This is a genomic window from Sphingobacterium lactis (genome assembly GCF_051951495.1).
Lineage (GTDB): Bacteria > Bacteroidota > Bacteroidia > Sphingobacteriales > Sphingobacteriaceae > Sphingobacterium > Sphingobacterium lactis_A.
This window is the reverse complement of the sequence record NZ_JBNHAS010000002.1, coordinates 504,944-531,370: the sequence shown is the minus strand read 5'-3', so window position 1 is coordinate 531,370 and position 26,427 is coordinate 504,944. Positions and strand designations below refer to the sequence as shown.

General features: G+C 39.2%; 19 protein-coding genes and 5 tRNA genes. 7 read left to right on the top strand and 17 right to left on the bottom strand.

Going from position 1 to position 26,427, the window contains the following annotated elements; all coding sequences use genetic code 11:
* The first annotated feature begins 1 nt into the window (after window position 1).
* From ACP6L2_RS09930 to ACP6L2_RS09910, 5 genes are read left to right on the top strand one after another with little or no spacing between them, the layout of a single operon-like run.
* Window positions 2–1,225: an MFS transporter gene (locus tag ACP6L2_RS09930; protein ID WP_440509047.1), complete on the top strand. Its 1,224-nt coding sequence runs from the start codon at window positions 2–4 to the stop codon at window positions 1,223–1,225.
* Window positions 1,209–3,287, top strand: coding sequence for a GDSL-type esterase/lipase family protein (locus ACP6L2_RS09925; RefSeq protein ID WP_440509046.1), 2,079 nt, complete (start codon window positions 1,209–1,211; stop codon window positions 3,285–3,287). Before ACP6L2_RS09930 ends, ACP6L2_RS09925 begins: the two co-directional genes overlap by 17 nt.
* Window positions 3,288–3,347: 60 nt before the next feature.
* Complete coding sequence (locus ACP6L2_RS09920; protein ID WP_440509045.1) at window positions 3,348–4,571, top strand: AGE family epimerase/isomerase; 1,224 nt, start codon at window positions 3,348–3,350, stop codon at window positions 4,569–4,571.
* A complete protein-coding gene (locus ACP6L2_RS09915) occupies window positions 4,561–6,519 on the top strand; it encodes a family 20 glycosylhydrolase (RefSeq protein WP_440509044.1) in 1,959 nt (652 codons plus the stop codon). The genes ACP6L2_RS09920 and ACP6L2_RS09915 overlap by 11 nt, the downstream gene beginning before the upstream one ends.
* Before the next feature lie 18 nt (window positions 6,520–6,537).
* Entirely contained in the window at window positions 6,538–7,695 is a 1,158-nt protein-coding gene (locus ACP6L2_RS09910; RefSeq protein ID WP_440509043.1) for a sialidase family protein, read from the top strand.
* Between the two features lie 517 nt (window positions 7,696–8,212).
* Here ACP6L2_RS09910 and uxuA read toward each other — a convergent pair.
* Window positions 8,213–9,385, bottom strand: a complete 1,173-nt coding sequence (uxuA, locus tag ACP6L2_RS09905; RefSeq protein ID WP_440509042.1) for a mannonate dehydratase — start codon at window positions 9,383–9,385, stop codon at window positions 8,213–8,215.
* Between the two features lie 7 nt (window positions 9,386–9,392).
* Complete coding sequence (locus ACP6L2_RS09900) at window positions 9,393–10,214, bottom strand: SDR family oxidoreductase (RefSeq protein ID WP_440509041.1); 822 nt, start codon at window positions 10,212–10,214, stop codon at window positions 9,393–9,395.
* Between the two features lie 125 nt (window positions 10,215–10,339).
* Here ACP6L2_RS09900 and ACP6L2_RS09895 point away from each other — a divergent pair, with 125 nt between their 5' ends.
* Together ACP6L2_RS09895 and ACP6L2_RS09890 are read left to right on the top strand one after the other, a co-directional pair.
* Window positions 10,340–11,332 carry a PfkB family carbohydrate kinase gene (locus ACP6L2_RS09895; RefSeq protein ID WP_440509040.1) on the top strand — a complete coding sequence of 331 codons (993 nt, stop codon included), beginning with the start codon at window positions 10,340–10,342 and terminating at the stop codon, window positions 11,330–11,332.
* 1 nt (window position 11,333) lies between these two features.
* Window positions 11,334–11,975: a bifunctional 4-hydroxy-2-oxoglutarate aldolase/2-dehydro-3-deoxy-phosphogluconate aldolase gene (locus ACP6L2_RS09890; RefSeq protein ID WP_440509039.1), complete on the top strand. Its 642-nt coding sequence runs from the start codon at window positions 11,334–11,336 to the stop codon at window positions 11,973–11,975.
* 15 nt (window positions 11,976–11,990) lie between these two features.
* On the opposite strand, the gene ACP6L2_RS09885 is transcribed toward ACP6L2_RS09890, so the two are convergent.
* The 15 genes from ACP6L2_RS09885 to ACP6L2_RS09815 all read right to left on the bottom strand — a co-directional run bounded on the left by ACP6L2_RS09885 (window position 11,991) and on the right by ACP6L2_RS09815 (window position 26,293).
* A complete protein-coding gene (locus tag ACP6L2_RS09885; RefSeq protein ID WP_344673008.1) occupies window positions 11,991–12,659 on the bottom strand; it encodes an MgtC/SapB family protein in 669 nt (222 codons plus the stop codon).
* Between the two features lie 186 nt (window positions 12,660–12,845).
* On the bottom strand, window positions 12,846–17,123 hold the full coding sequence (gene rpoC / locus ACP6L2_RS09880) for a DNA-directed RNA polymerase subunit beta' (protein ID WP_440509038.1): 4,278 nt from the start codon (window positions 17,121–17,123) through the stop codon (window positions 12,846–12,848).
* 73 nt (window positions 17,124–17,196) lie between these two features.
* Window positions 17,197–21,006, bottom strand: coding sequence for a DNA-directed RNA polymerase subunit beta (rpoB, locus tag ACP6L2_RS09875; protein ID WP_440509037.1), 3,810 nt, complete (start codon window positions 21,004–21,006; stop codon window positions 17,197–17,199).
* 160 nt (window positions 21,007–21,166) lie between these two features.
* Window positions 21,167–21,544: a 50S ribosomal protein L7/L12 gene (gene rplL, locus ACP6L2_RS09870; protein ID WP_344673011.1), complete on the bottom strand. Its 378-nt coding sequence runs from the start codon at window positions 21,542–21,544 to the stop codon at window positions 21,167–21,169.
* 80 nt (window positions 21,545–21,624) lie between these two features.
* The gene (rplJ, locus tag ACP6L2_RS09865) at window positions 21,625–22,143 is read right to left on the bottom strand and encodes a 50S ribosomal protein L10 (RefSeq protein WP_440509036.1); all 519 of its coding nucleotides are present in this window, start codon (window positions 22,141–22,143) and stop codon (window positions 21,625–21,627) included.
* Window positions 22,144–22,145: 2 nt separating this feature from the next.
* Window positions 22,146–22,844 carry a 50S ribosomal protein L1 gene (gene rplA, locus ACP6L2_RS09860; RefSeq protein WP_344673013.1) on the bottom strand — a complete coding sequence of 233 codons (699 nt, stop codon included), beginning with the start codon at window positions 22,842–22,844 and terminating at the stop codon, window positions 22,146–22,148.
* 22 nt (window positions 22,845–22,866) lie between these two features.
* Window positions 22,867–23,310: a 50S ribosomal protein L11 gene (gene rplK / locus ACP6L2_RS09855; RefSeq protein ID WP_149526995.1), complete on the bottom strand. Its 444-nt coding sequence runs from the start codon at window positions 23,308–23,310 to the stop codon at window positions 22,867–22,869.
* A 230-nt stretch (window positions 23,311–23,540) separates the two neighbouring features.
* The gene (gene nusG, locus ACP6L2_RS09850; protein WP_099365880.1) at window positions 23,541–24,086 is read right to left on the bottom strand and encodes a transcription termination/antitermination protein NusG; all 546 of its coding nucleotides are present in this window, start codon (window positions 24,084–24,086) and stop codon (window positions 23,541–23,543) included.
* Window positions 24,087–24,109: 23 nt separating this feature from the next.
* The gene (gene secE / locus ACP6L2_RS09845) at window positions 24,110–24,304 is read right to left on the bottom strand and encodes a preprotein translocase subunit SecE (RefSeq protein ID WP_344673014.1); all 195 of its coding nucleotides are present in this window, start codon (window positions 24,302–24,304) and stop codon (window positions 24,110–24,112) included.
* 24 nt (window positions 24,305–24,328) lie between these two features.
* Window positions 24,329–24,399 (bottom strand) — tRNA-Trp (locus tag ACP6L2_RS09840).
* A 158-nt stretch (window positions 24,400–24,557) separates the two neighbouring features.
* Window positions 24,558–25,745, bottom strand: a complete 1,188-nt coding sequence (tuf, locus tag ACP6L2_RS09835) for an elongation factor Tu (protein ID WP_440509035.1) — start codon at window positions 25,743–25,745, stop codon at window positions 24,558–24,560.
* A gap of 73 nt (window positions 25,746–25,818) precedes the next feature.
* Window positions 25,819–25,890 (bottom strand) — tRNA-Thr (locus ACP6L2_RS09830).
* A gap of 90 nt (window positions 25,891–25,980) precedes the next feature.
* A tRNA-Gly gene (locus ACP6L2_RS09825) sits at window positions 25,981–26,053 on the bottom strand.
* 61 nt (window positions 26,054–26,114) lie between these two features.
* Window positions 26,115–26,195: transfer RNA gene (locus ACP6L2_RS09820), tRNA-Tyr, on the bottom strand.
* Window positions 26,196–26,220: 25 nt separating this feature from the next.
* A tRNA-Thr gene (locus ACP6L2_RS09815) sits at window positions 26,221–26,293 on the bottom strand.
* Between the last annotated feature and the right edge of the window lie 134 nt (window positions 26,294–26,427).

Sequence of the window (26,427 nt, the reverse complement as noted above, 5' to 3'; positions counted from 1 at the left end):
CATGAAAAACAGCAAATATCCTTGGATCTTAGTTGGGCTACTATGGTTTGTAGCTTTACTAAACTATATGGACCGACAAATCTTGTCGACCATGCGTCCGGCTATGTCGGTGGATATTTTGGAGCTGGAAAGTGCAGCAGTTTTTGGCAACCTCATGGCCATCTTTTTATGGATCTATGGATTTATGAGTCCAGTTGCCGGAATTCTTGCGGACAAATGGAGTAGGAAATGGCTTATCATTGGCAGTTTATTCGTTTGGTCAGCAGTTACCTTAGCTATGGGTTTTGCACAAAGTTATGACCAGCTTTATGCCCTTCGCGCGATCATGGGTATGAGCGAAGCTTTATACATCCCTGCAGGATTATCCTTAATCGCCGATTACCACAGTGATAAGACCAGATCATTGGCAATTGGTATTCATATGACCGGTTTCTATTTTGGACAGGCATTGGGAGGTTTTGGTGCAAGTATTGCAGCCAATTATACTTGGCATTATACCTTTATTCTTTTTGGTTTGGTCGGTATTGTTTATGCTTTAATTCTCCTGTTTACATTGCGCGAGGCACCGCACCGGCATGAGGAGAAAACTACCCAAAAAGAAACAATTCCACTTTGGAAGGGGCTATCAGTGCTGTTTTCCAATATTTCCTTTTGGGTGATCTTAATGTATTTTGCTGTTCCCAGTTTACCAGGATGGGCGACCAAGAATTGGTTACCGACCTTATTTTCGGAGAACCTAAACATCCCAATGGAGCATGCTGGTCCATTAGCGACCATTAGCATTGCAGTCTCTTCCTTCTTTGGAGTAATCCTTGGTGGGATCCTCTCTGACCGTTGGATACAAAAAAATATTCGAGGACGAATTTACACAAGTGCAATAGGATTAGCCTTGACTATTCCCGCCGTCATATTGATTGGCTATGGGCATCATATCATCGCTATTGTAGCTGCAGGTCTGTTATTTGGATTTGGCTTCGGTATGTTTGATGCCAATAATATGCCTATACTCTGTCAATTTGTATACGCTCGCTATCGTGCTACAGCCTATGGTATCATGAATATGGTTGGTGTATTTGCAGGTGCCTATATCACCAAAATACTAGGTGCATCAGCAGACGAAGGGAATTTAGGAACACATTTCGCCTTATTGGCTGGAATTGTTGCGATCGTCCTGTTGGTACAATTAATTGTATTAAAACCTAAAGCATATGTGGAAGGCTCTTAATTTCTTCTTCATAGGACTATGCTGTATCAATTTCTTATTTGCTCAGGCAAAAAAGAAAGTTGCTTGTATTGGTGATTCGGTAACCAAGGGGTTTGGATTAAACCAAGAAGACAGCTATCCTTCCCAACTACAGGAGCTTTTGGGATCAGCATATGAGGTGGGGAATTTCGGACGTAATGGGGCAACTTTATTGGCAAATGGACATAATCCCTATTTAAAATCTAAAGAACTTCAAGATGCATTAGCCTTCCAACCAGACATCGTAATCATTGCATTAGGATTAAATGATACAGATCCTCGAAATTGGCCAAATTATCAATTAGACTTTCAGAAAGATTATCAACAGCTGCTGAACATATTTCGAACAAAAAATCCGAAAACAGATTTCTATATCTGTATGATGAGCCCCATATTTAGTGGTCATCCGAGATTTCTTTCTGGTACTCGCGATTGGTTTCAACAGATTCAGGAAAAAATAAGGGAAGTAGCAGTAAACAATGCGGTAACTCTTGTGGACAACCACCATATCTTATCTTCAAGGATTGATTTATTTGATGATTATTTACATCCATCGGCAGAAGGTGCTCAATTAATCGCAAAGCAGTTGGCCCAATACATCAAACCTAATCACATTCCCCTACAGCTTGCAGAAACTTATAATTCCCATATGGTTTTGCAAAGAGAGCGTGTGAATAAGATTAAAGGAAGGGCAAGTTCGGGAGGTATTATCAAGCTTTATTTCAAAGATCAGGAATGGAAAGTACAAGCTGATGTATTGGGGAATTGGGAAATTGAACTCCCAGCCCAGAAAGCTGGTGGACCATTTGATATTCGGGTTACCACAGGTAAAGAAGAAGTCTACTTAAAAGATATTTTATTCGGCGATGTGTACCTGGCTTCCGGTCAATCAAACATGGCCTTTCCAATGAAAGATGCAAAGGATGCGCAGCAGCTCATCGAGAAATTAAAGAACAACAAATACATAAGATTATATCACAATCAGGTAATCACTGAAACCACGAACCAAGCTTGGGACACCAACAGCTTAAATCAGATCAATAAGCTCCAATATTTCCATGGAAAATGGGAGTTGCCTTCAGCGCAATCATTAGCTAATTTTTCAGCAATTGCATTGGCTTTTGGGGCGGATATTCAAAGCGAGATGAATATTCCAATAGGTCTGGTTCAATTAGCTGTTGGTGGCTCAAATACCGAGTCTTGGATTGCCCGATGTGATTTAGAGCAAGATAATTTATCAGCAAGTTATATACATACTTGGCGTACATCGGATTTTATTCAAGATTTCTGCAGGACACGTGCTGCCGAGAATTTAAAAAACAGCTTGGTTAAAAATCAAAGACATCCCTATGACCCTTCCTACAATTTTGAGGCAGGTGTTCAGAAATGGCTAGATCATCAATTTAAAGCAGTATTATGGTATCAAGGGGAGAGTAATGCGCATAACAAAGAATTGCATGAACTTTTATTTCCAAAATTAATCCATTCTTGGCGAAGAGCATTTCAACAAGATTTACCTTTTTACTTTGTACAGCTTTCCAGTATTAATCGTCCATCATGGCCTGCTTTTCGGGAGAGCCAAAATAAACTCGCGACGATCATCCCGGAAACTTATATGGTAGTGAGTTCTGATTTAGGACATCCGCAAGATGTGCATCCAAAGGATAAAATCCCTATTGGCATTCGGTTAAGTAACCTCGTCAAAAAACACAGTTATCATTTAAAAAATCAGGCTGATGCACCGCAACTCCAAAAGTTGACACAACGGGGCAAGAATACTTGGGTCCTGGATTTTCGAAATTGTAAACAGTTTCAAACAAAAAATGCTGAAGAAATCAAAGGGTTTCAAGTAATGGATAGGGAAGGAAATCTTTCAACAATACAGCAGATCAGGATTAAGAAATCTACCATAGAAATTAATCTACCTGAAGGAAGTCAACGGATATACTATGCTTATGCGCCGTTTACAAATGCAAATTTAGAAAATGAAGATTCCGTACCTGTATCAACCTTTTCAATTGATTTGAAAAACACCTCAAACTAAATCTTAAAATAAAGGAAGGGATAAACAATCATTCCTTCGACAACAGTAGTGAATAAAAACATGTTAAGTACAAAAGAAACTTTTAGACAAATTGAACAGGATAAAACCTTATCTGAATATGCTGAATTTTATAAGAATCAGCTATTACAGGATACGGTTCCTTTTTGGTTCCCGAAGTCCTTTGATGAGGAATTTGGAGGATACTTGCTTATGCGAGATGCTGATGGGAGCATCTTGGATACGGACAAGGCAGTTTGGATTCAAGGGCGGGCATGTTGGCTGTTATCTACCCTATACAATACTGTAGAGCCACGTGAGGAATGGTTGGCAGGAGCAAAATTAGGATATGAGTTTTTAAGGGATAAATGTTTTGATAGCAAGGGTAAGATGTACTTTCATGTGGACAGAGAAGGTAATCCTATTCGGATGCGTCGATATTTCTTTTCAGAGACCTTTGCGGTTATTGCATGTGCTGCTTATGCGAAAGCTAGTGGTGATCAAGAGGCAGCTGAAATGGCACGATCACTTTTTACCATTTGCTTGGAATATGCTAAAGGTGATCGACAAATGGAGGCAAAGTATGAGAGTACTCGTCCAAGTAAAGGTATTGGCATTCCAATGATTTTGATCAATACAGCTCAACAACTAAGGGAAACGATTGGTGATCCACGTTGTGATGAGGCGATTTTAGCTTGGATACAAGAAATTGAACAAAACTTCGTGAAGGACGATATCCGCTGTGTAATGGAACAAGTTGCACTTGATGGATCCATTATAGATCATTTTGATGGTAGAACCTTAAATCCTGGCCATGCTATTGAAGGAGCATGGTTTATACTGCATGAGGCAAAGTACCGTGGCCATGACCCAAAATTAATAGATTTGGGCTGTCGGATGTTGGATTATATGTGGGAAAGAGGTTGGGACAAAGAACATGGGGGAATATTGTATTTCCGGGATGTTTATCATAAACCTGTTCAAGAATACTGGCAAGACATGAAGTTCTGGTGGCCACAAAATGAAGCGATCATCGCTACTCTATTTGCGTATTTAATTACCGGAAACGAGAAATATGCGGAATGGCACAAACAAGTTCATGATTATGCTTATGCTCATTTTCACGATAAGGAGCATGGTGAATGGTTTGGTTATTTGCATCGTGATGGGAAAATTGCCCAAACAGCAAAGGGCAATTTATTTAAAGGGCCCTTTCATCTTCCAAGGCAAGAGTGGTATTGTTGGAAATTAATCGAGGACTTTAAGCAAGGTAGTCATGATGATTAGGATAGTATGTGTTCTCGTATTATTTTTTCACAACCCTAGCCTATATGCTCAAAATAAAGCATCTGAGGCTCTAATCCCCTATCCTACTGAAATTTCCTGGAATACGGGGCAATTAGATGTCGCAGATGGTATTCGCTTTGAAGGATCAAAAAAAGGAATTGAACAGGAATTAGCCTTAGCTAAAACTATTTTCACAAAGAACGGTGTAAGCTTCCATAGCCATGGGAAAAAGCATAAGTTGCACGCGATAAGCTTAAAGGTAGACCGAAAATTAAAAGAAGACTTGGGTGAGGAAGGTTATTTTTTGGAGATAAATTCCAAAGGTATAGCCATTCGGGCTTTCAGCAATAAAGGATTGTTCTACGCCTTACAAACATTAAGACAATTTAAGTTTGAAAATAAAACCCTTCCTTTTGTCTCAATAAAGGATGTTCCTCAATTCTCTTTACGCGGTTTTTTGGTAGATGTGGGTAGAAATTACCAACCAATGGACATGTTGAAGGAGCAGATCGACATCATGGCGAGGTATAAGTTGAACTTACTGCATTTTCATTTTACAGAAGATATTGCTTGGCGGCTGGAGAGCAAGAAGTTTCCGGGATTAACGGATGCGTCAAATATGACACGTTGGCCTGGGAAATATTATAGCATTGCCGAATTTAAGGAATTGATTCGTTATTGTCAAGAGCGTCATATTCAATTTTTACCGGAGATTGATATGCCAGGGCATAGTGCAGCCTTTGAACGGTATTTTGGGTATTCTATGCAAACAGACCAAGGCATTGCCAGAGTTAAGGAATTATTGGTTGAGTTTGCAGAGCACTTCCCGGAAATCTCAGAGCTACATATTGGTGGTGATGAGGTGAAAATCACGAATAAGCAATTTATGCCTGAAATCACCAGTTTTGTGGAACATTTGGGCTTACGTACTTATGGTTGGGAACCTGGAAGTAATTTAGAAGAACAGACCATAAGACAATTATGGATTGGTGGAGCGCAGAAGATCGATCCGAAATCAAATAGACAGTATGTAGACTCCAAGCACCTTTACATCAACCATATGGATCCCTTAGAAACGGTAAGCACATTGTTTTTTAGACGATTTGCAGAGGAAGCTAAGGAAACCAAACAATTAAGGGGTGCCATATTATGTTCTTGGCCTGATCGCGCCGTTGCAAAGCCTGAGGATATGTTTCTACAAAGTGCTATCTATCCGAGTATATTAACTTTTGGTGAAAGAGCTTGGCAAGGAAATGGAGAATTAGGTTGGAAAGCAAATCTTCCTGAAGAAAACTCGCCAGCCTTTAAACAATTCCAGGATTTTGAACAACGATTATTGATCCATAAGGCTCTATATTTTAAAGATAAACCCTTCCCTTTTGTTGCTAATAGCCACATGCGATGGGAACTTATTGGACCATTTGATAATGCTGGAGAAACTGCTCGAAAATTCCCAATTGAAGAAAATCCTTTTGCAACAGCTATTCCAGTAAACAAAATTGCACGAGGTGGAACGATTATTTTAAGACATTGGTGGGCAGATGTACTTCAGGGAGCAATAGAAAAGCCCACACAAAACAGTACTTGGTATGCTCGCACGAAAATCTGGTCTGATGAGGAAGGAATTAAAAATTTTTGGATTGGTTTTAATAACCTCTCTAGATCTTATGCTTCAGATAGTCCATCTTTGGGCAAATGGGATGATCTTGTGAGTCAAGTATGGGTAAATAAGCAAATAATCTCTCCTCCACACTGGAAACAAGCAGGAAAGAAAGGTGCGATGGAAATCCCATTGATTGACGAAGGTTATTCTTTCCGCAAGCCAAGTACTATTTCCTTAAAAAAGGGATGGAATGAAGTATTAATCAAGTTACCTGTTAGCAAATTATCTGGCAAAGATTGGCAGAATCCATTGAAATGGATGTTTACCTTTGTCCCATATCAATAAAACCTACATTTTACTTATATGAAAAATTTACTTTTAACCTTTTTAGCCGCTCTATTTATCTTCACCATTCAAGCACAAGAATCAGTCGTATTCCGATCTGGTGAAGATGGTTATGCGAGTTATCGTATTCCAGCACTTATTAAAAATAAAAATGGTGATCTAATAGCCTTTTCTGAAGGTCGAGTAGATCATGCTGGGGACTTTGGAAATGTGGACATTGTGTATAAAATCAGTCAAGACCAAGGTAAGACCTGGAGCAAATTGTATGTAGCTGCTGATTTTGATAAACTTCAAGCTGGTAATATGGCTCCTGTGGTAGACCTGACAGATCCTGCCTATCCAAAAGGACGTATTTTCTTATTTTACAATACTGGAAATAACCATGAAGGCGATGTTCGAAAAGGAAATGGCTTGCGTGAGGTTTGGTATATTACCTCAACGGATGGTGCTAAAACTTGGTCTGCTCCTGTAAATATTACAGCACAAACGCATAGACCTAAACAACCGGGTATAAATCCGAATTACAATTTTTCCGAAGATTGGCGGACCTATGCCAACACGCCAGGTCATGCCTTTCAATTTGTTTCTGGCCCTCATAAGGGAAGGATATATGTAGCAGCAAATCATAATGCAGGAGATCCTAAAGCGCAAGGAAAGGATTGGAATGCCCATGCTTATTATTCTGATGACCATGGAAAAAGCTTCAAACTGAGCCAAGATGTTTTATTTCCCGGCACCAATGAATCAACTGCAGCACAGATTGGAGATAACGAAGTTTACATGAGCTCTAGAAACCAACAGATCACGCCTAAGCAACGTATTATCTCGCGTTCAATTGATGGTGGTGAAACTTGGGTATCCTCAACTCCAGATCCTAACCTACCAGATCCCATTAACCAAGGTTCAGTATTGTCTTGGAAAAAAGGAAAGAAATTTATTCTTGCACATTTGAATGCGGCTGACCCAAACCATCGAGATAATTTGACCTTAAGACTTTCCAAAGATCAAGGTAAAACCTGGTATTTGAATAAAGTGATTGCTAAAAGTCCAGAAGGATATAAAGGGTCTTATTCTGCATATTCCGATATGGTTCTTTTAAAGCCTAAAGTGATGGGAATAGTATATGAAAAAGATAATTATAAAGAAATCGTGTTTTTAACGGAAAAGCTTAAATAATTTCTATAACATATACACCAAAAAAGCCACTAGCATAGCTAATAACCTAATAATTAGCAATTATGTTAGTGGCTTTTTAATATTTAAAGCATTCTAACCTTTCACAATGTTTGTTACAAACTTTCTTAACTTTATAAAAATTTTAGAATAATTATCTAATAAGAAAAAGGGCAAATCGTTATATTTTAGAGGGATTATTAGGCTAATTGGGGTACGGAAGGACCTAAGGTTCAATTCATTGAAAGGAATTTATTCGTAATTTTGGTATAAATAATCAATGTCCAATCAGCCAATTTTAGAACTGCTGATTGATATTCTCAAAAAAGCTAATAAGCTTCATAAAATCTACCTAATGTATTTGGTTTTTCTTAAGATAAGCTAAGGTGGTTTATATCGGATAGAAGTTTATTAGCTCGCAATTCTCAACCGGTCCTATAATCACCTTAGCGCATTAATATACTTTTGGGTATATGATAAAATGTTCATTTCCTTGAATAACAAAGAAATGAACATTTTGTTAGATTGCTCGAATTACACCTAATTCCAAACCTCTTAATTCGGCTAATCCACGCAGTCTGCCAATAGCTGAATAACCAGGGTTGGTTGTTTTCGCCAAGTCATCCAACATTTGATGACCATGGTCTGGACGAAAAGGAATTGGTTTTTCACGTTCTTGATTTTCAGCAACCAATCCTTTCATCACTTCGTACATATCCACATCGCCGTCTAAATGGTCTGCTTCGTAGAAGCTTCCCAATTCATCACGTTTTACATTTCTTAAGTGTACAAAATGTACTCGGTGTTTAACTTTGGCAAAGATAGCCGGAAGGTCATTTGTTGGTCCTGCACCCAACGATCCTGTACAGAAACAAATACCATTGAACTCTTTAGGTTCTTCGGTAATCAAATACAACAAATCTGCTTCATTGCTCATCACCCTAGGAAGCCCCAGGATTTGATATGGCGGATCATCTGGGTGAATGGTCATCTTAATTCCCTCGCTCTCACAGACCTCAGCTATGGCGTTCAGAAAGCTGATTAAATTCTTTCTTAGGCCACCGAAACCAATTTGTTTATAGGTTTCAATACTTTGCTGTAAGGATTCTAAAGATATATCACCTTCTCCAGGTATTCCCATCAAGACATTATTTTGAAGATCTAATAGTGCTTGCTCATCCATTTTCTGTAATCGCTGTTCAGCTTCTGTTTGGATATGTGAGGAATAGTCTGCACTCGCATTTGGTCTTTTTAAGATATGAATATCAAAAATTGCCAAATCAATCCAGTCAAAATAGAGCGCTTTGGAACCATCTTTCATCAGGAGGTCCAATTGAGTTCTTGTCCAGTCTAAAACGGGCATAAAGTTATAACATACCGTTTTAATACCACATTGCGCAAGATTCTTAAGCGACTGCCTGTAATTGATTAAATAATTTTCTGCATCTGCCGAGTTGGTTTTGATGGCTTCATGAACCGGCACGGATTCTACCACAGACCATACTAAACCGGCCTCTTCGATTATTTGCTTACGTTCGAGGATATCTTCTATTGGCCATACTTCCCCATGTGGGATATGGTGTAAGGCTGTAACTATTCCTGTTGCACCAGCTTGTTTTACGTCATCCAAGGAAACCGGATCATTTGGGCCATACCATCTCCAAGTTTGTTCTAAAAATTGCTTCTCTTTCATGTTATTTTTATACGCCGCACCATGCATTAAACCCACCATCTACAAAGATAGTCTCCCCTGTTACGAATGCAGAAGCATCACTTAACAGGTAAACTAATGTTCCTTCTAATTCTGAAGGATCTCCTAAGCGACCATAAGGTGTTCCATTGATGAACTTCTGCGCTCTTTCAGCATAAGTACCATCAGGATTGGTCAACAAGTTTCTGTTCTGTTCAGTCAAGAACACACCAGGGGCAATAGCATTCACACGTACTTTATCGCCATAACGAATAGCTAATTCTGTAGCCATCCATTTGGTGAATCCATCGATACCATGCTTTGCAACCGTATATCCCAATACTCGAGTCAATGGACGGCTAGCCGCTAAAGATGAAATGTTGATGATAGAACCTTTTCCTTTATCGGCAATGATTTCACCAAATATTAAAGTCGGAATAATAGTTCCATACAAGTTCAGCTCAATAGCCTTGATGGTATCTTGGATTTTATTATCAAATATAGATTGTTGTTCACCGATTGTTGCTCCAAGGATATTACCACCAACGGCATTGATTAGCCCATCGATACTGTCCCATTGTTGGAGTAGATTCTCTTTTGCAGCTTGTACTGAATCTTCATTCATGACATCTGCGACTAGGCCTATGGCTTTGGCCCCTAAGTTTTCAGCAGTTTGGACTGCTTCTTTAATTTTGTCTTCGCTTCTTCCTAGTATACATATTTCCGCGCCAGCCTCTGCAAGGGCATGGACAAATGATTTTCCTAAAACGCCTGTTCCACCGGTTATAACGATTTTTTTGCCTTTTAGGGAAAATTGATCAAGAATTCCCATAGTTTGTGGTTAGATATTCTCCAATATTAATGAAATATCCTCAAAAATTAAGAGAAAAAGAAAATTACTTGGGGGTAATTGGGGTGATATAGAAAAAAGAATTAAATTGCAGTACGATATTACCAATGAACAAGATACTATCTTTTGGAGAGATCCTAATTCGAAAACAGAGCGTAGGGAATCATTTTTTTAAGAGTCCCGATAATTTACTGAAAATCTACCCTGGAGGCTCCGAAGCCAATGTGGCAGTATCATTAGCGCAGATGGGTGAAGAAGTACAATATGTATCCGCCTTCCCTAAGAATAAACTAAGTGAAGAAATCCTGGCTTTTATAGAGGCCTTTGCTGTAGATAACAGCAAGGTTATTTGGTCTGGCGATCGTATAGGCAGCTATATCCTGTTATCAGCAAATGGCTTATCATCTGGAGAGGTTATTTACGATAGAAAATATTCTAGTTTCAGTTTATTAAATCCAAATGATTTAAACATAGCTCAATTACTGGAAGGGGTCACTTGGTTTCATTGGTCAGCACTTACCCCTGCCTTGAATGAAAACATGGCAAAGCTCATGAAGGCTATTTTAACGGAAGCTTCTAATCGAGGTATTTATATTTCCGTAGACCTAAATTACCGAAGCAAACTTTGGCAATATGGAAAGCAGCCAAAAGACATTATGCCGGAGCTTGTACAATATTGTGATTTGATAATGGGCAATATCTGGGCATCCAATAAAATGCTTGGTTCTAACATTGATGAACAATTCAATAGAGAAACGAGTCAAGCCGTATATTTTGATTTTGCCAAAGAAAATGCTAAGGAACTGTTTAGCATGTTTCCAAAAGCAAAGTTGATTGCTAATACATTTCGATTCATCGATCATCCTCAGCATAACTTGTTTTATGGCACCTTGCATACCAAACAAGAGGATGTGATCTCTAAAACTTATGAAACCCAAGAAGCTGTAGACCGCATAGGCAGTGGTGATGCTTTTATGGCTGGGCTCATTTATGCTTGCCGTCAAGGAATGAGCAATCAAGATATTATTGAAACCGCTACAGGAACTGGCTATTATAAGTTATTTGTAGAAGGTGATTTTGGTAATGGTAAATACAAATAAAATGAAAGAACAACTTTTAACACATATCTTCGAGTATCCTGTAATTCCTGTCTTTTATCACGATGACCTTCAAATCTGTAAACAGATTATGAAGGCATGCTATGATGGGGGTATTCGCACATTTGAGTTTGTAAACCGTGGTGCAGCTGCAAAAAGTAATTTTGCTGAATTACTTGTATACCGCAATACAGAATTCCCAGACTTAAAATTGGGCATTGGAACTATATTAGATGCCCAAACAGCAGAGGAATTCGTATCCTTAGGAACAGACTTTTTGGTTAGTCCTATCTTTAATTACAGTATTGCAGAAGTCGCTAATAAACATCAGATGTTGTGGATTCCAGGCTGTATGACCCCATCAGAAATAGCCCAAGCTCAAGAAGCGGGTTGTACTTTCATTAAATTATTTCCAGGGGAAACTTTAGGACCTTCCTTTTTAAAGAGTATTAAACCTCTATTTCCGAAACTGAAGTTTATGCCTACAGGTGGAGTAGATACAACAGAAGATAATATACGTACTTGGTTTAAAGCCGGAGTAAGTGCTGTTGGATTAGGATCTAAATTATTCAGTCAAAGTGATGCTGGATATGATTATGATCAAATTCAAGCGAATTGTACAAAGCTCTTTTCCTGGACAAAATAATTTAGTTTATACTTTCTATAAACTAACTTCTAAAAGTTTTTTATTCTCTAATAAGCGTTTTTCAAACTTTCGGATGTTATCCTTATTGATCAAGACTTCCATGGTGATGGTTAGCTCGTCTTCTGTCAATAAAATATTCTTGATTTTGATCTGTTTTACCAAAGGACGAATGGAATCTATGATTTCATCTTTTGCCGCCACATTATCCCGATGAAGAGTAAGTGTTGCCATTCTACCAATATTACGGATGATGTAATGGTTAATAAGTTTACCTGAAATTAAGATGATGAAACAAGCAAATAAGAATATAGCCGCTGTCAAGAAAACGCCAAATCCTATAGCCATACCAATAGCCGCAGACATCCAAATAATACTTGCAGTGGTAAGCCCATTGACATTGACACCATCTTTAAAGATCACACCTGCGCCTAAGAAACCAATACCAGAAACAACATAGGAAGCAATCCTGGTAGCATCTTCTGATTCCCCTGCACCAAGTTTATAGGATAAAAGCGAGAACAAAGTACTCCCTAGGCAGATAATAGAAATGGTTTTAAAGCCGGCAGCCTTATCCTTCCATTCCCTTTCAAAACCTAATACAAATCCCGCCAATAAGGATAAGACTGCTTTTAGTAGGTCATTCCATTCCCATTCAAATTGGTTAAGTATTAAATCTAAACTCATATTTCTTTTTCTTAAATCAATAAACAATCATGCCGTAAAAAGGTTAGTGTGGCATGTAAATTCATAGGTTTCTCTGTAAATATAAAAAACAAAATGGTCTGATTTCATATTGAAACCAGACCATTTTTGTATATGTTATTGAAATTCTTGTCAAGCCGAAGCTTGGAAATTCCAACCTCTTAATTATTAATCTTCTTCTTTAGAAGCTAATAATTGATCGTACTCTTCACGAGAACCAACAATGATGTTGCTGTACTGACGTAAACCTGTACCTGAAGGGATTAAGTGACCAACAATTACGTTTTCTTTCAATCCTAATAGGTTATCACGTTTACCAGCGATTGCTGCTTCGTTCAATACCTTAGTTGTTTCCTGGAAGGAAGCAGCTGAGATAAATGACTTCGTACCTAATGAAGCACGAGTAATACCTTGTAACAATGGACTTGAAGTAGCTGGGATAGCATCACGAACTTCAACAAGTTTCATGTCTTGACGTTTCAAGCTAGAGTTTTCCTCGCGTAATTTACGCATAGCAATAATCTGTCCTGGACGTAAAGATTTAGAATCACCTGCATCTACAACAACTTTCTTGTCGTATAATGAGTCGTTCTCTTCCATGAAATCCCATTTGTTTACTGCTTCTTTTTCTAAGAAACGAGTATCTCCTGGATCTTCGATATTCACTTTCTGCATCATTTGGTGAACGATGGTTTCGAAGTGTTTATCGTTGATTTTTACCCCTTGTAGGCGGTAAACCTCTTGGATACCATTTACGATATATTCTTGTACCGCAGAAGGGCCTTTGATTGACAAGATATCTGAAGGAGAAATCTGTCCATCGGATAAAGGCATACCTGCTTTGATAAAGTCATTATCCTGTACCAAGATGTGTTTAGAAAGTGGCACTAAGTATTTTTTAACTTGGCCATCACGAGACTCAATAGAGATCTCACGGTTACCACGTTTAACACCACCTAAAGATACAACACCATCGATTTCGGTTACAACTGCAGGGTTTGAAGGATTACGAGCCTCGAATAACTCCGTTACACGAGGAAGACCACCCGTAATATCTCGGGTCTTACCTGTAGAACGAGGGATCTTAACTAATACCGCACCTTCTTTCACTTTTTGACCGTCAGAAACGGAAACGTGAGCTCCTACTGGAATGTTGTATGAACGGATGATTTCACCTTTATTATCTAATACCTTGATAGTCGGGTTTTTCGTTTTATCACGAGTCTCGATAATTACTTTCTCTTTGTGACCAGTTTGCTCATCAGACTCTTCACGGAAGGTAATACCTTCGATGATCGCGTCAAATTCAACTTTACCAGCAAACTCAGAGATAATTACTGCGTTATATGGATCCCAGTCTACCAACTTAGTTCCTTTTTCTACTTGCTCGCCTTCTTTTACGAAAAGGTTTGAACCGTATGGAATGATTTGTTGGTAAAGAACTTTACGATCTTCATTTACAACTTTAATCTCACCTGAACGACCTAATACTACTTGGTAAGGACCTTCTTCACCTTCTTTTTCAACTGTACGAACGTTTTCAAATTCGATCTTACCGTCGTATTTAGCGATGATAGAAGATTCTGCAGCAATGTTGGAAGCCGTACCACCGACGTGGAACGTACGAAGTGTTAACTGCGTACCTGGCTCACCGATGGACTGTGCAGCAATTACACCTACAGCCTCACCCAATTGAACACGCTTACCAGAAGCTAAGTTACGGCCATAACAACAAGCACATACTCCGCGCTTAGACTCACATGTCAATACCGAACGGATTTCTACGCCTTCAATTCCAGCGTTTTCAATCGCTTCAGCAATCTCTTCTGTGATATCTTCGTTTGCAGCTACAATTAGCTCTTCAGTTTCAGGATTAACAACATCGTTCAATGGTGTACGACCTAAGATACGGTCATATAATGGTTCAACGATATCATCATTATCTTTCAAGGCAGTTGTGTAGATACCACGAAGGCCATTACAGTCTTGTTCTACAACAATCATATCTTGAGCTACGTCATGTAAACGACGAGTTAAGTAACCCGCATCCGCCGTTTTCAACGCCGTATCCGCAAGACCTTTACGCGCACCGTGGGTAGAAATAAAGTACTCTAATACGGATAATCCTTCTTTAAAGTTCGATAAAATCGGGTTCTCGATGATTTCCCCTCCAGAAGTACCAGACTTCTGTGGTTTAGCCATCAAACCACGCATACCACATAACTGACGAATCTGCTCCTTCGAACCACGAGCTCCTGAATCCAACATCATGTATACTGAGTTGAAACCTTGGTTGTCGTTCGAAAGGATATCCATTACGTGTGCAGTCAATCTGTTGTTGATACGTGTCCAGATATCGATGATTTGGTTGTAACGCTCGTTGTTGGTAATGAAACCCATGTTATAGTTGTTCATTACTTCTTCTACTTCATTCGTAGCTTGAGCAATCAAATCAGCTTTAGCAGCAGGGATATTCAAATCTTGCAAGTTGAAGGATAATCCTCCTTTAAATGCAGTTTGGAATCCTAATTCTTTCATATCATCCAAGAATTTAGCCGCACGTGCCATACCAGTGTTCTTAACGATTTCACCGATTACATTACGTAGGGATTTCTTGGTTAATAATTCATTGATATAACCTACTTCTTCAGGAACGATCTGGTTAAAGATCACACGACCTACTGTAGTATCAATGATGGCGTCTTTAAATTCGCCTTCTTTTGTTTTAATACGAGTCTTAACCTTGATAAATGCGTGAAGATCTACTTTTCCTTCGTTCAAAGCGATGATAACCTCTTCTGCTGAATAGAAAGTACTTCCTTCACCTTTCATTACTAATTTATCGTCAGTTTTACGGCCTTTAGTGATGTAGTAAAGACCCAATACCATGTCTTGAGATGGTACAGTAACTGGAGAACCGTTAGCTGGGTTAAGGATGTTGTGTGCTGCCAACATTAAGATTTGGGCTTCCAAAATTGCAGCATTACCTAAAGGTAAGTGAACTGCCATCTGGTCACCGTCAAAATCGGCGTTGAACGCTGTACACACTAATGGGTGTAATTGAATTGCTTTACCCTCTACTAAAGTAGGTTGGAAAGCCTGAATACCCAAACGGTGAAGCGTAGGAGCACGGTTAAGTAATACTGGGTGACCTTTCAATACATTTTCAAGGATATCCCATACTACTGGATCTTTGCGATCTACGATTTTCTTAGCAGATTTTACAGTCTTTACAATTCCTCTTTCAATCATCTTACGGATGATGAACGGTTTGTAAAGCTCAGCTGCCATATCTTTAGGAAGACCACACTCGTGTAATTTCAAGTGAGGACCTACAACAATTACAGAACGTGCAGAGTAGTCAACACGCTTACCTAATAAGTTCTGACGGAAACGACCTTGTTTACCTTTTAAGATATCAGATAAGGATTTTAAGGCACGGTTACCCTCTGTCTTAACTGCGTTTACTTTACGCGAGTTATCGAATAAAGAGTCTACCGCTTCTTGAAGCATACGCTTCTCGTTACGTAAGATTACTTCTGGTGCTTTGATCTCGATCAAACGTTTCAAACGGTTGTTACGGATAATTACACGACGGTATAAGTCGTTCAAATCCGAAGTCGCGAAACGACCACCATCCAAAGGTACTAATGGACGTAATTCTGGTGGAATAATAGGAACGATTTTCACGATCATCCACTCAGGGCGGTTCTCGATGTGATCATTAGCACCACGGAAAGCTTCAACTACGTGAAGACGCTTTAAAGCCTCGTTCTTACGCTGTTGAGAAGTTTCGTTAGCTGCTTGGTGACGAAGATCGTACGATAATTGGTCAAGGTCTAGACGTTTTAATAAATCCTCTAGTGCCTCAGCACCCATTTTCGCAACGAATTTCTGTGGATCAGTATCATCCAAGTACTGGTTTTCTTTTGGAAGGGTATCCAAAATATCCAAGTACTCTTCTTCTGTTAAGAAATCCATGTAAGAAATACCATCATCTTCTTTGATACCTGCTTGAATAACAACATATCTCTCGTAGTAGATGATCATATCTAATTTCTTAGTAGGAAGACCTAATAAGTAACCGATTTTGTTTGGAAGAGAACGGAAGTACCAGATGTGTGCTACAGGAACCACCAAGTTGATGTGTCCCATACGCTCACGACGTACTTTCTTCTCTGTAACCTCAACACCACAACGGTCACACACGATACCCTTATAGCGTATACGTTTGTATTTACCACAGTGACATTCGTAATCTTTTACAGGACCGAAAATACGCTCACAGAATAATCCGTCGCGCTCAGGCTTGTAAGTACGGTAGTTGATGGTTTCTGGTTTAGTAACCTCACCACTTGAGCGCTCCAAAATAGTCTCTGGAGATGCTAAGCTGATCGTAATCGATGTAAAGTTACTTTTGATTTTATTATCTTTTTTGTAAGACATACTTAGTAAAAAGTTAAAGCTGTATGTGAAAGCTTAAGAAGGTTTAAGGCCTTCTTAAGCTCTATTTGCTTGATTAATCCAATGTGATATCTAAACCTAATCCGCGTAGTTCGTGTACCAATACGTTGAACGATTCTGGTACTGATGGTGTAGGAAGGTTGTTACCTTTTACGATTGCTTCGTAAGTTTTAGCACGTCCTACTACATCATCCGATTTCACGGTCAAGATCTCTTGAAGGATATTTGATGCACCGAATGCTTCTAATGCCCAAACCTCCATCTCACCGAAACGCTGACCACCGAATTGAGCCTTACCACCTAATGGCTGTTGAGTAATCAATGAGTATGGTCCAATTGAACGAGCGTGCATTTTATCATCTACCATGTGTCCTAATTTCAACATGTAGATTACACCTACCGTAGTTGGTTGGTCAAAACGCTCTCCAGTTAATCCATTGTACAAGTATGTACGACCAGATTTTGGTAAGCCTGCTTTTTCTACCCACTCTTCTACTTGATCCATTTCTGCACCATCGAAGATCGGAGTAGCAAACTTAACACCTAATTTCTGACCAGCCCATCCTAATACAGTCTCATAGATCTGTCCAAGGTTCATACGCGAAGGTACCCCTAGTGGGTTCAACACGATATCAACTGGTGTACCATCTTCTAAGAATGGCATATCTTCATCTCTTACGATACGAGCAACAATACCTTTGTTTCCGTGACGACCTGCCATCTTATCACCAACTTTCAATTTACGTTTCTTCGCCACGTAAACCTTAGCCATCTGAACAATTCCTGATGGAAGCTCATCCCCTACCGAGATTGCGAATTTCTCACGTTTGAATGCACCTAACTCCTCATTTACTTTAATGCTGTAGTTGTGTAGTGCATACTTGATCATCTCGTTCTTGTCATCATCAGTAGTCCATCCTGTTGGATTTACATTGTTGTAGTCAAGATCTTGAAGGATCTTTTGTGTGAATTTAGCACCTTTAGCTACTAAAAGCTCTTTGTATACATTGTAAATACCTTGAGAGGTTTTACCGTTTACAATAGTGAATAATTTATCCACTAAACGATCTTTTAATACTTTGATGTTTTTATCGTGTGCTACTTCTAATTTCTCTAAAGCTTTACGCTCAACTTCTTTAGACATTTTCTTCGCACGGGAGAATAATTTTGTGTCGATAACCACACCTTTGATAGAAGGTGGAGTTTTTAAGGATGCATCCTTAACATCACCGGCTTTATCACCGAAGATCGCACGTAATAATTTCTCTTCTGGTGAAGGATCAGACTCTCCTTTAGGAGTAATCTTACCAATTAAGATATCACCTTCGCCAACCTCAGCTCCGATACGGATAATACCGTTCTCGTCTAAGTCTTTTGTAGCTTCTTCAGAGACGTTAGGAATATCAGCAGTTAATTCCTCTTCACCACGTTTAGTATCACGTACTTCCAATTCGAACTCTTCAATGTGTAATGAAGTGAACAAATCTTGAGATACAACACGCTCAGAAATTACGATCGCATCCTCAAAGTTATATCCTTGCCAAGGCATGAATGCAACTTTCAAGTTACGGCCTAATGCTAATTCTCCGTCTTCTGTAGCATAACCCTCACATAATACCTGACCTTTGCTTACTTGCTGACCTTTTCTTACGATAGGTTTCAAGTTGATACAAGTATTCTGGTTGGTTTTCTTGAATTTCGTTAATTTATAAACTTTAACGTCCTCATCAAATGACACCAAACGGTCATTCTCAGTACGGTCATAGCGGATATGGATTTCTTGTGCATCCACGTATTCTACTACACCATTACCTTCTGCATTGATTAAGGTACGTGAGTCTTTAGCCACACGAGCTTCCAATCCTGTTCCCACAACTGGAGCTTGCGGACGTAATAAAGGCACTGCCTGACGTTGCATGTTCGATCCCATCAAGGCACGGTTAGCATCATCGTGTTCCAAGAAAGGAATCAATGAAGCCGCGATTGAAGTAATCTGGTTAGGAGCAACGTCCATATAGTCTAATTTCTCAGGCTCGATAATCGGGAAGTCACCCTCATAACGTGCTTTTACTTTCGCATCTAAGAAATTACCTTTATCATCATATATCGCATTCGCTTGCGCGATTGTCTTATCATCTTCATCTTCTGCCGATAAATAAACTACTGGCTCATCAACAACTACTTTACCGTCTTGAACTTTACGATAAGGTGTTTCGATAAATCCTAAGTTATTGATCTTAGCGTGTACCGAAAGGGACGAAATCAAACCAATGTTTGGACCCTCTGGTGTTTCAATCGTACAAAGACGACCATAGTGCGTATAGTGCACGTCACGAACCTCGAAACCAGCACGTTCACGAGAAAGACCACCAGGACCTAAAGCTGAAAGACGACGTTTGTGCGTAATCTCCGCTAATGGGTTCGTTTGGTCCATGAACTGTGATAACTGGTTAGTTCCGAAGAACGAGTTAATCACAGAAGACAAGGTACGAGCATTGATCAAGTCGGTTGGAGTGAACACCTCGTTATCACGAATGTTCATACGCTCACGAATGGTACGAGCCATACGCGCTAAACCTACACCGAATTGAGCATATAATTGCTCACCTACTGTACGAACACGACGGTTTGACAAGTGATCGATATCATCCACTTCCGCTTTCGAGTTGATCAAGTTGATCAAGTACTTCACAATCGCGATAATATCTTCACGAGTTAACACTTTCGTTTCCGAATCTGTCTCTAAGTTTAATTTACGGTTGATACGGTATCTACCTACATCACCTAAATCATAACGTTTGTCAGAGAAGAATAAACGATCGATGATACCACGAGCAGTTTCCTCATCAGGTGGTTCAGCGTTACGTAATTGGCGATAGATGTGCTCCACAGCCTCTTTCTCTGAGTTCGAAGTATCCTTCTGTAATGTATTGTATATAATGGAATAGTCCGCATTGTTTGATTCATCTTCTTTTGTAAGGATGATGGATTTTACGCCAGCATCAATGATCAAGTCAATGTGGTCTTCTTCTAAAACAGTTTCGCGTTCAAGGATGATTTCATTACGGTCGATGGATACAACTTCACCTGTATCTTCATCAACGAAATCTTCCGTCCACTTGTTCAATACCCTAGCCGCTAAACGACGACCAACGTATTTCTTCAAACCAGTTTTGCTAACTTTTACTTCATCAGCTAAATCGAACAATTCAAGGATATCTTTATCCGAATCAAATCCGATTGCGCGTAATAAGGTAGTAACTGGGAATTTTTTCTTACGATCGATATAGGCATACATCACGTTGTTCACGTCTGTAGCAAACTCGATCCAAGAACCTTTAAAAGGAATTACCCTAGCAGAATAAAGTTTAGTACCATTTGTATGTCTACTTTGACCGAAGAACACACCAGGGGAACGGTGTAATTGAGAAACGATTACACGCTCAGCACCATTGATTACAAAGGTACCTTTTGGAGTCATGTAAGGGATAGTTCCTAAATATACATCCTGTACAATAGTTTCGAAGTCTTCGTGTTCTTCATCATTACAAGACAACTTCAGTTTTGCCTTCAAAGGCACGCTGTAAGTTAATCCACGCTCAATACATTCTTGGATGTCATAGCGCGGCGGATCAATGAAATAATCCAAAAACTCGAGCACAAAGATGTTTCTTGAATCAGAAATAGGGAAGTTTTCTGCGAAAACCTTGTAAAGCCCTTCCTGATGGCGGTTGTCCGAAGTAGTTTCTAATTGAAAAAACTCCCTGAAAGACTCCAATTGTACATCCAAGAAATCCGGATAATCGATTACCTTCTTACTGGTTGCAAAATTTACTCTTTCTTGTTGAATTTTATTGTTTGCCAAGGGAATAAGTATTTAGTTTTAAAAAACTGAGCTAACATAGCTGATTTGGTCTTCCGATCTGGTCTCAGCGAAAACGCAGATCCATGTTGTTGCTAATAAACAGGAATAGACTCTGACAGGAAACCTATCAGAGTCTAAGTTTTTGGCGCTTTATGCGAGATTATTTAATCTCAACTACAGCTCCAGCTTCTTCTAGTTGTTTTTTCAAAGCTTCAGCTTCGTCTTTAGAAACACCAGTTTTTAATTCTTTAGGTGCACCGTCAACTAAGTCTTTTGCTTCTTTCAAACCTAAACCAGCTAAATCTTTAACTAATTTCACTACAGCTAATTTCTGACCACCAGCTTCTTTCAAGATAACGTCAAATGAAGTTTTCTCTTCAGCAGCAGCAGCGCCATCACCAGCAGGTGCAGCAGCAACAGCTACAGCAGCAGCAGCAGGCTCAATACCGTATTCGTCTTTTAAGATATCAGCTAATTCTTTAACTTCTTTTACTGTTAAGTTAACTAACTGTTCAGCAAGTTGTTTTAAATCTGCCATTTTATTTTGATTTTTTGAATGTACTTTAAAAAATAATTGTTAATTAAATTGCAACGATCTTTGTTTCGAAAGAGTGATCGTTAGCCTCTTTCTTCTAATGCTTTTACTAAGCCTGAAATTGTATTTCCGCCTGATTGAAGTGCAGAAATAACGTTCTTCGCAGGAGACTGAAGTAATGCAATAACGTCCGCGATAAGTTCCTCTTTAGATTTAAGATTCACTAATGCATCAAGTTGGTTGTCACCAATGAACGCAGTTTCTTGAATATACGCTGCTTTCAATACTGGTTTTTCACCTTCTTTACGTAATTGTTTGATCAATTTCGCTGGAGCATTGTTTGTCTCAGCAAACAATAATGTAGATGCTCCTTTTAATACGCCAAAGATCTCTTCAGAGTCAACACCTGCTTCTAACAATGCCTTCTTGATCAAGGTGTTTTTCACAACTTGAATCTCGATGTTTTGCTCGAAACATTTGCGACGAATGTTATTCACTTTATCAACAGATAAATCCGCAGTATCGGTAATATAGAAACTACCGTAAGATTTAATCTGCTCTGCTAAAGCTTGAACAATTTCATGTTTAAGTTCTTTTCTCATGATTAAATTCCTACTACTGATTTAGTTTCTACATGAATACCTGGACTCATGGTTGATGAAATGTGAATACTCTTGAAGTACGTTCCTTTAGCTGCAGATGGTTTCAAACGAGCTAACGTTTGCAATACCTCTAATGCGTTATCATAGATTTTATCTGCATCGAAAGACACTTTACCAACTGAAGTGTGGATGATACCGGTTTTGTCAACTTTGAAATCGATCTTACCAGCCTTAACTTCGGTAACAGCTTTACCAACTTCGGTAGTTACTGTACCAGTTTTAGGGTTAGGCATCAAGTTTCTTGGACCTAAAATACGACCCAATTTACCTACTTTCGCCATAACACTAGGCATAGTGATGATAATGTCAACGTCAGTCCAACCACCTTCGATTTTGCTGATGTAGTCGTCAAGACCTACGTAGTCCGCACCTGCTGCTTTAGCTTCTTCTTCCTTATCAGGAGTACATAAAACTAAAACACGAACTGTCTTACCAGTTCCGTGAGGTAATGTTGCGATACCACGAACCATTTGATTTGCTTTACGAGGATCTACGCCCAAACGAACGTCGATATCCACTGAAGCATCAAACTTGGTATTGGTGATTTCTTTAACCAAAGCCGAAGCTTCTTTTAAAGTATACGCCTTACCAGCTTCAATTTTGGATAGTGCCGCTTTTTGATTTTTTGTTAATCTAGCCACTTTCTTAAACTGATTTCGTTAATTAATTTTTCCAAGGAGCATCACCAGATACGGTAATACCCATACTACGTGCTGTACCTGCAACCATTTTCATAGCTGACTCAACGGTAAATGCGTTCAAATCCGGCATCTTATCTTCTGCGATAGTCTTTACTTGATCCCAAGTAATACTAGCCACCTTCTTACGGTTTGGCTCTCCTGATCCAGATTTTAATTTAGCTGCGTCTTTTAATTGAACAGCTACTGGAGGAGTCTTGATGATAAAATCAAAAGATTTGTCGGCATATACAGTGATTACAACAGGTAATACTTGACCTGGTTTGTCTTGCGTACGAGCGTTGAATTGCTTACAGAAATCCATGATGTTAACACCTTTAGCACCTAATGCAGGTCCTACTGGTGGAGATGGATTCGCAGCACCGCCCTTCACTTGTAATTTTACTAACGCACTGACTTCTTTTGCCATTTTTTTTGTGATTTAATTTGTTAAATGTTTGTTAGTAAGTTGGAAGCATAACGTAACATTTACTTTCTCGATGGCTTTCAAACATAGTTTTACAACCAAACGAGGTGCAAAGATATATATAATTCTGATAATAAAAAAGTATTTTTTGCTTTTTTATCACACATACTCAGAGCCTTAAAAAGAAAAGCCTCGATCGTATAATCGAGGCTTTATATTTTGATCAGGTAAGATTACTCTTTTTCTACCTGCATGTAGTTCAACTCAAGTGGTGTCTTACGTCCGAATACTTTAACCATAACGGTAAGCTTCTTCTTGTCTTCATGCACCTCTTCGATTTCACCGGTGAAACCATTGAATGGTCCATCGCTTACTTTCACTGTTTCCCCAACATAGTAAGGGACATTGATCGATTCGCCTTGCTCAGCCATCTCATCCACCTTACCTAAAATACGATTTACCTCAGCTGGACGAAGTGGGATTGCATTACCGGCTTTATCGCCTAAGAATCCGATGACACTGTTCACATTTTTGATTGCGTGTTCAATCTCACCATCTAAAGCCGCTTCGATCAAAACATATCCAGGGTAATAGTTACGCTCTTTAGCAACTTTCTTTCCATCACGCATTTGGTAATATTTCTCCATTGGAATTAAAACCTGCGTTACTAAATGCTGAATACCCAAACGATTGATTTCAGCTTCAAGATATTGCTTAACTTTCTTCTCTTTCCCGCTCACAGCACGTACCACGTACCATTTTAAACTTTGATCTGCCATAATTATCTATTGGAATTAGAAAATTAAGAAGCCGTATTGTATAACAACTCCATGATGTTGCTCGACGCTTTATCCATTACGAAGATTAATAAAGCGATAATAAGTGATGCAACAAGCACAATCACAGCATGACTCTGCAATTGCGACCAGGTAGGCCAAGTCACTTTCTCAGTGATCTCTGTATAAGAGTCCTTAAAAAAACCGAATACTTTTGCCATTTGAATTTTTTCTAAGTTTATTAGCACGGGCACCAGGATTCGAACCCAGATCAAAGGTTTTGGAGACCTCTATTCTACCATTGAACTATGCCCGTGTAGATTTTTTTGATGTTGCAAATATAGCGTTTAAACCGTATTACAACAAATATTATTTCACTTTTCTTGCAATTTCTGCAAGCTTTCTTGGTTAGAAAAAATAAGCTAATCAGCCTGAGCTAATTAGCTTATTTTCTATTTTGATAATCGATATAGATTATGCTAAGATTTCAGTTACCTGACCAGCACCTACTGTACGACCACCCTCACGGATAGCGAAACGTAGACCTTTTTCCATAGCGATAGCGTTGATCAACTTAACAGTGATTGTAACGTTATCACCTGGCATAACCATCTCAGTTCCTTCTTCTAGAGAGATCTCTCCAGTTACGTCTGTCGTACGGAAGTAGAATTGAGGACGGTATTTGTTGAAGAATGGAGTGTGACGTCCACCTTCTGCTTTTGATAATACGTAAACCTCAGCTTTGAAGTCTGTGTGAGGAGTTACTGAACCTGGTTTACAGATAACCATACCACGACGGATATCAGTTTTCTCAATACCACGTAACAATAAACCTACGTTATCACCTGCTTCACCGTAATCTAAGATTTTACGGAACATCTCAACACCTGTTACTGTAGATTTCAAGTTCTCAGCACCCATACCTAAGATCTCAACTGGATCACCAGAGTTGATTACACCTCTTTCGATACGACCAGTTGCAACTGTACCACGACCAGTGATCGAGAATACGTCTTCGATAGGCATCAAGAAAGGAAGATCTGTCAAACGTGGAGGAATTGGAATGTAGTTATCTACAGCATCCATTAATTCCATGATTGAATCTACCCACTGAGGCTCACCGTTCAATGCACCTAATGCAGAACCTTTGATTACTGGAACATCGTCACCTGGGAATTCGTAGAATGATAATAACTCACGAACTTCCATTTCAACTAAGTCTAATAACTCAGAGTCATCAACTAAGTCAACTTTGTTCAAGAATACTACTAACGCAGGAACACCTACCTGACGAGCTAATAGAATGTGCTCGCGAGTTTGAGGCATAGGACCATCTGTAGCAGCAACTACGATGATAGCACCGTCCATCTGCGCAGCACCAGTTACCATGTTCTTAACGTAATCGGCGTGTCCAGGACAGTCTACGTGTGCATAGTGACGGTTAGCTGTTTGGTATTCTACGTGCGAAGTGTTGATTGTGATACCACGCTCTTTTTCTTCAGGAGCAGAGTCAATTGAATCAAATGAACGAGCTTCTGAAAAACCTTTATCAGCTAATACTTTAGTGATAGCAGCTGTTGTAGTTGTTTTACCGTGGTCAACGTGACCGATAGTACCAATGTTTAAGTGCGGTTTACTACGGTCAAATTTCTCTTTTGCCATGTTTATGCGAATTAGTAATTATAAAATATTTCCTTTAATTATCTTACAAAGTTAAATAAAACTATTGTATTCGAGCCAAAGATGGGATTTGAACCCACGACCTCTTCCTTACCAAGGAAGTGCTCTACCCCTGAGCTACTTCGGCTTAAAAAACCTTTATCTACAGATATAAGCCTCTACCCTTTTAATATAATGATTGAAAAAGAAGAGAGACCTAGATTTGTTTTATAAATTGAGCGGAAGACGAGGTTCGAACTCGCGACCTATAGCTTGGAAGGCTATCGCTCTACCAACTGAGCTACTTCCGCTTGTTGTTCGACACTCGAGAATGTAGAGATCAACTCTACGGAATGCAAACATCATTTGATGTGGAGGGAGAAGGATTCGAACCTTCGAAGCCGAAGCAACGGATTTACAGTCCGTCCCATTTGACCGCTCTGGAACCCCTCCAGACCAGCAACTTACGTCGCTTTTGAGCCTCCTATCGGAATCGAACCAATGACCTACTGATTACAAGTCAGTTGCTCTACCAGCTGAGCTAAGGAGGCGTATTTTTAATTTAATAAAACTCTCTGTTAAAGAACGGCTATCTCTGGATAGCGAGTGCAAAAATCTAATATTTATCTGATATTCGCAAGTTTTATTTTTATTTTTTTTTCTCTTTAAGAACATTCAAAACTTT

Bases quoted from the DNA above. Each gene is read 5' to 3' on its own strand.
- ACP6L2_RS09930 (WP_440509047.1), top strand. From the start codon at position 2: ATGAAAAACAGCAAATATCCTTGGATCTTAGTTGGGCTACTATGGTTT.
- ACP6L2_RS09925 (WP_440509046.1), top strand. From the start codon at position 1,209: ATGTGGAAGGCTCTTAATTTCTTCTTCATAGGACTATGCTGTATCAAT.
- ACP6L2_RS09920 (WP_440509045.1), top strand. From the start codon at position 3,348: ATGTTAAGTACAAAAGAAACTTTTAGACAAATTGAACAGGATAAAACC.
- ACP6L2_RS09915 (WP_440509044.1), top strand. From the start codon at position 4,561: ATGATGATTAGGATAGTATGTGTTCTCGTATTATTTTTTCACAACCCT.
- ACP6L2_RS09910 (WP_440509043.1), top strand. From the start codon at position 6,538: ATGAAAAATTTACTTTTAACCTTTTTAGCCGCTCTATTTATCTTCACC.
- uxuA (WP_440509042.1), bottom strand. From the start codon at position 9,385: ATGAAAGAGAAGCAATTTTTAGAACAAACTTGGAGATGGTATGGCCCA.
- ACP6L2_RS09900 (WP_440509041.1), bottom strand. From the start codon at position 10,214: ATGGGAATTCTTGATCAATTTTCCCTAAAAGGCAAAAAAATCGTTATA.
- ACP6L2_RS09895 (WP_440509040.1), top strand. From the start codon at position 10,340: ATGAACAAGATACTATCTTTTGGAGAGATCCTAATTCGAAAACAGAGC.
- ACP6L2_RS09890 (WP_440509039.1), top strand. From the start codon at position 11,334: ATGAAAGAACAACTTTTAACACATATCTTCGAGTATCCTGTAATTCCT.
- ACP6L2_RS09885 (WP_344673008.1), bottom strand. From the start codon at position 12,659: ATGAGTTTAGATTTAATACTTAACCAATTTGAATGGGAATGGAATGAC.
- rpoC (WP_440509038.1), bottom strand. From the start codon at position 17,123: ATGTCTTACAAAAAAGATAATAAAATCAAAAGTAACTTTACATCGATT.
- rplL (WP_344673011.1), bottom strand. From the start codon at position 21,544: ATGGCAGATTTAAAACAACTTGCTGAACAGTTAGTTAACTTAACAGTA.
- rplJ (WP_440509036.1), bottom strand. From the start codon at position 22,143: ATGAGAAAAGAACTTAAACATGAAATTGTTCAAGCTTTAGCAGAGCAG.
- rplK (WP_149526995.1), bottom strand. From the start codon at position 23,310: ATGGCAAAAGAAGTCAGTGCGTTAGTAAAATTACAAGTGAAGGGCGGT.
- nusG (WP_099365880.1), bottom strand. From the start codon at position 24,086: ATGGCAGATCAAAGTTTAAAATGGTACGTGGTACGTGCTGTGAGCGGG.
- secE (WP_344673014.1), bottom strand. From the start codon at position 24,304: ATGGCAAAAGTATTCGGTTTTTTTAAGGACTCTTATACAGAGATCACT.
- tuf (WP_440509035.1), bottom strand. From the start codon at position 25,745: ATGGCAAAAGAGAAATTTGACCGTAGTAAACCGCACTTAAACATTGGT.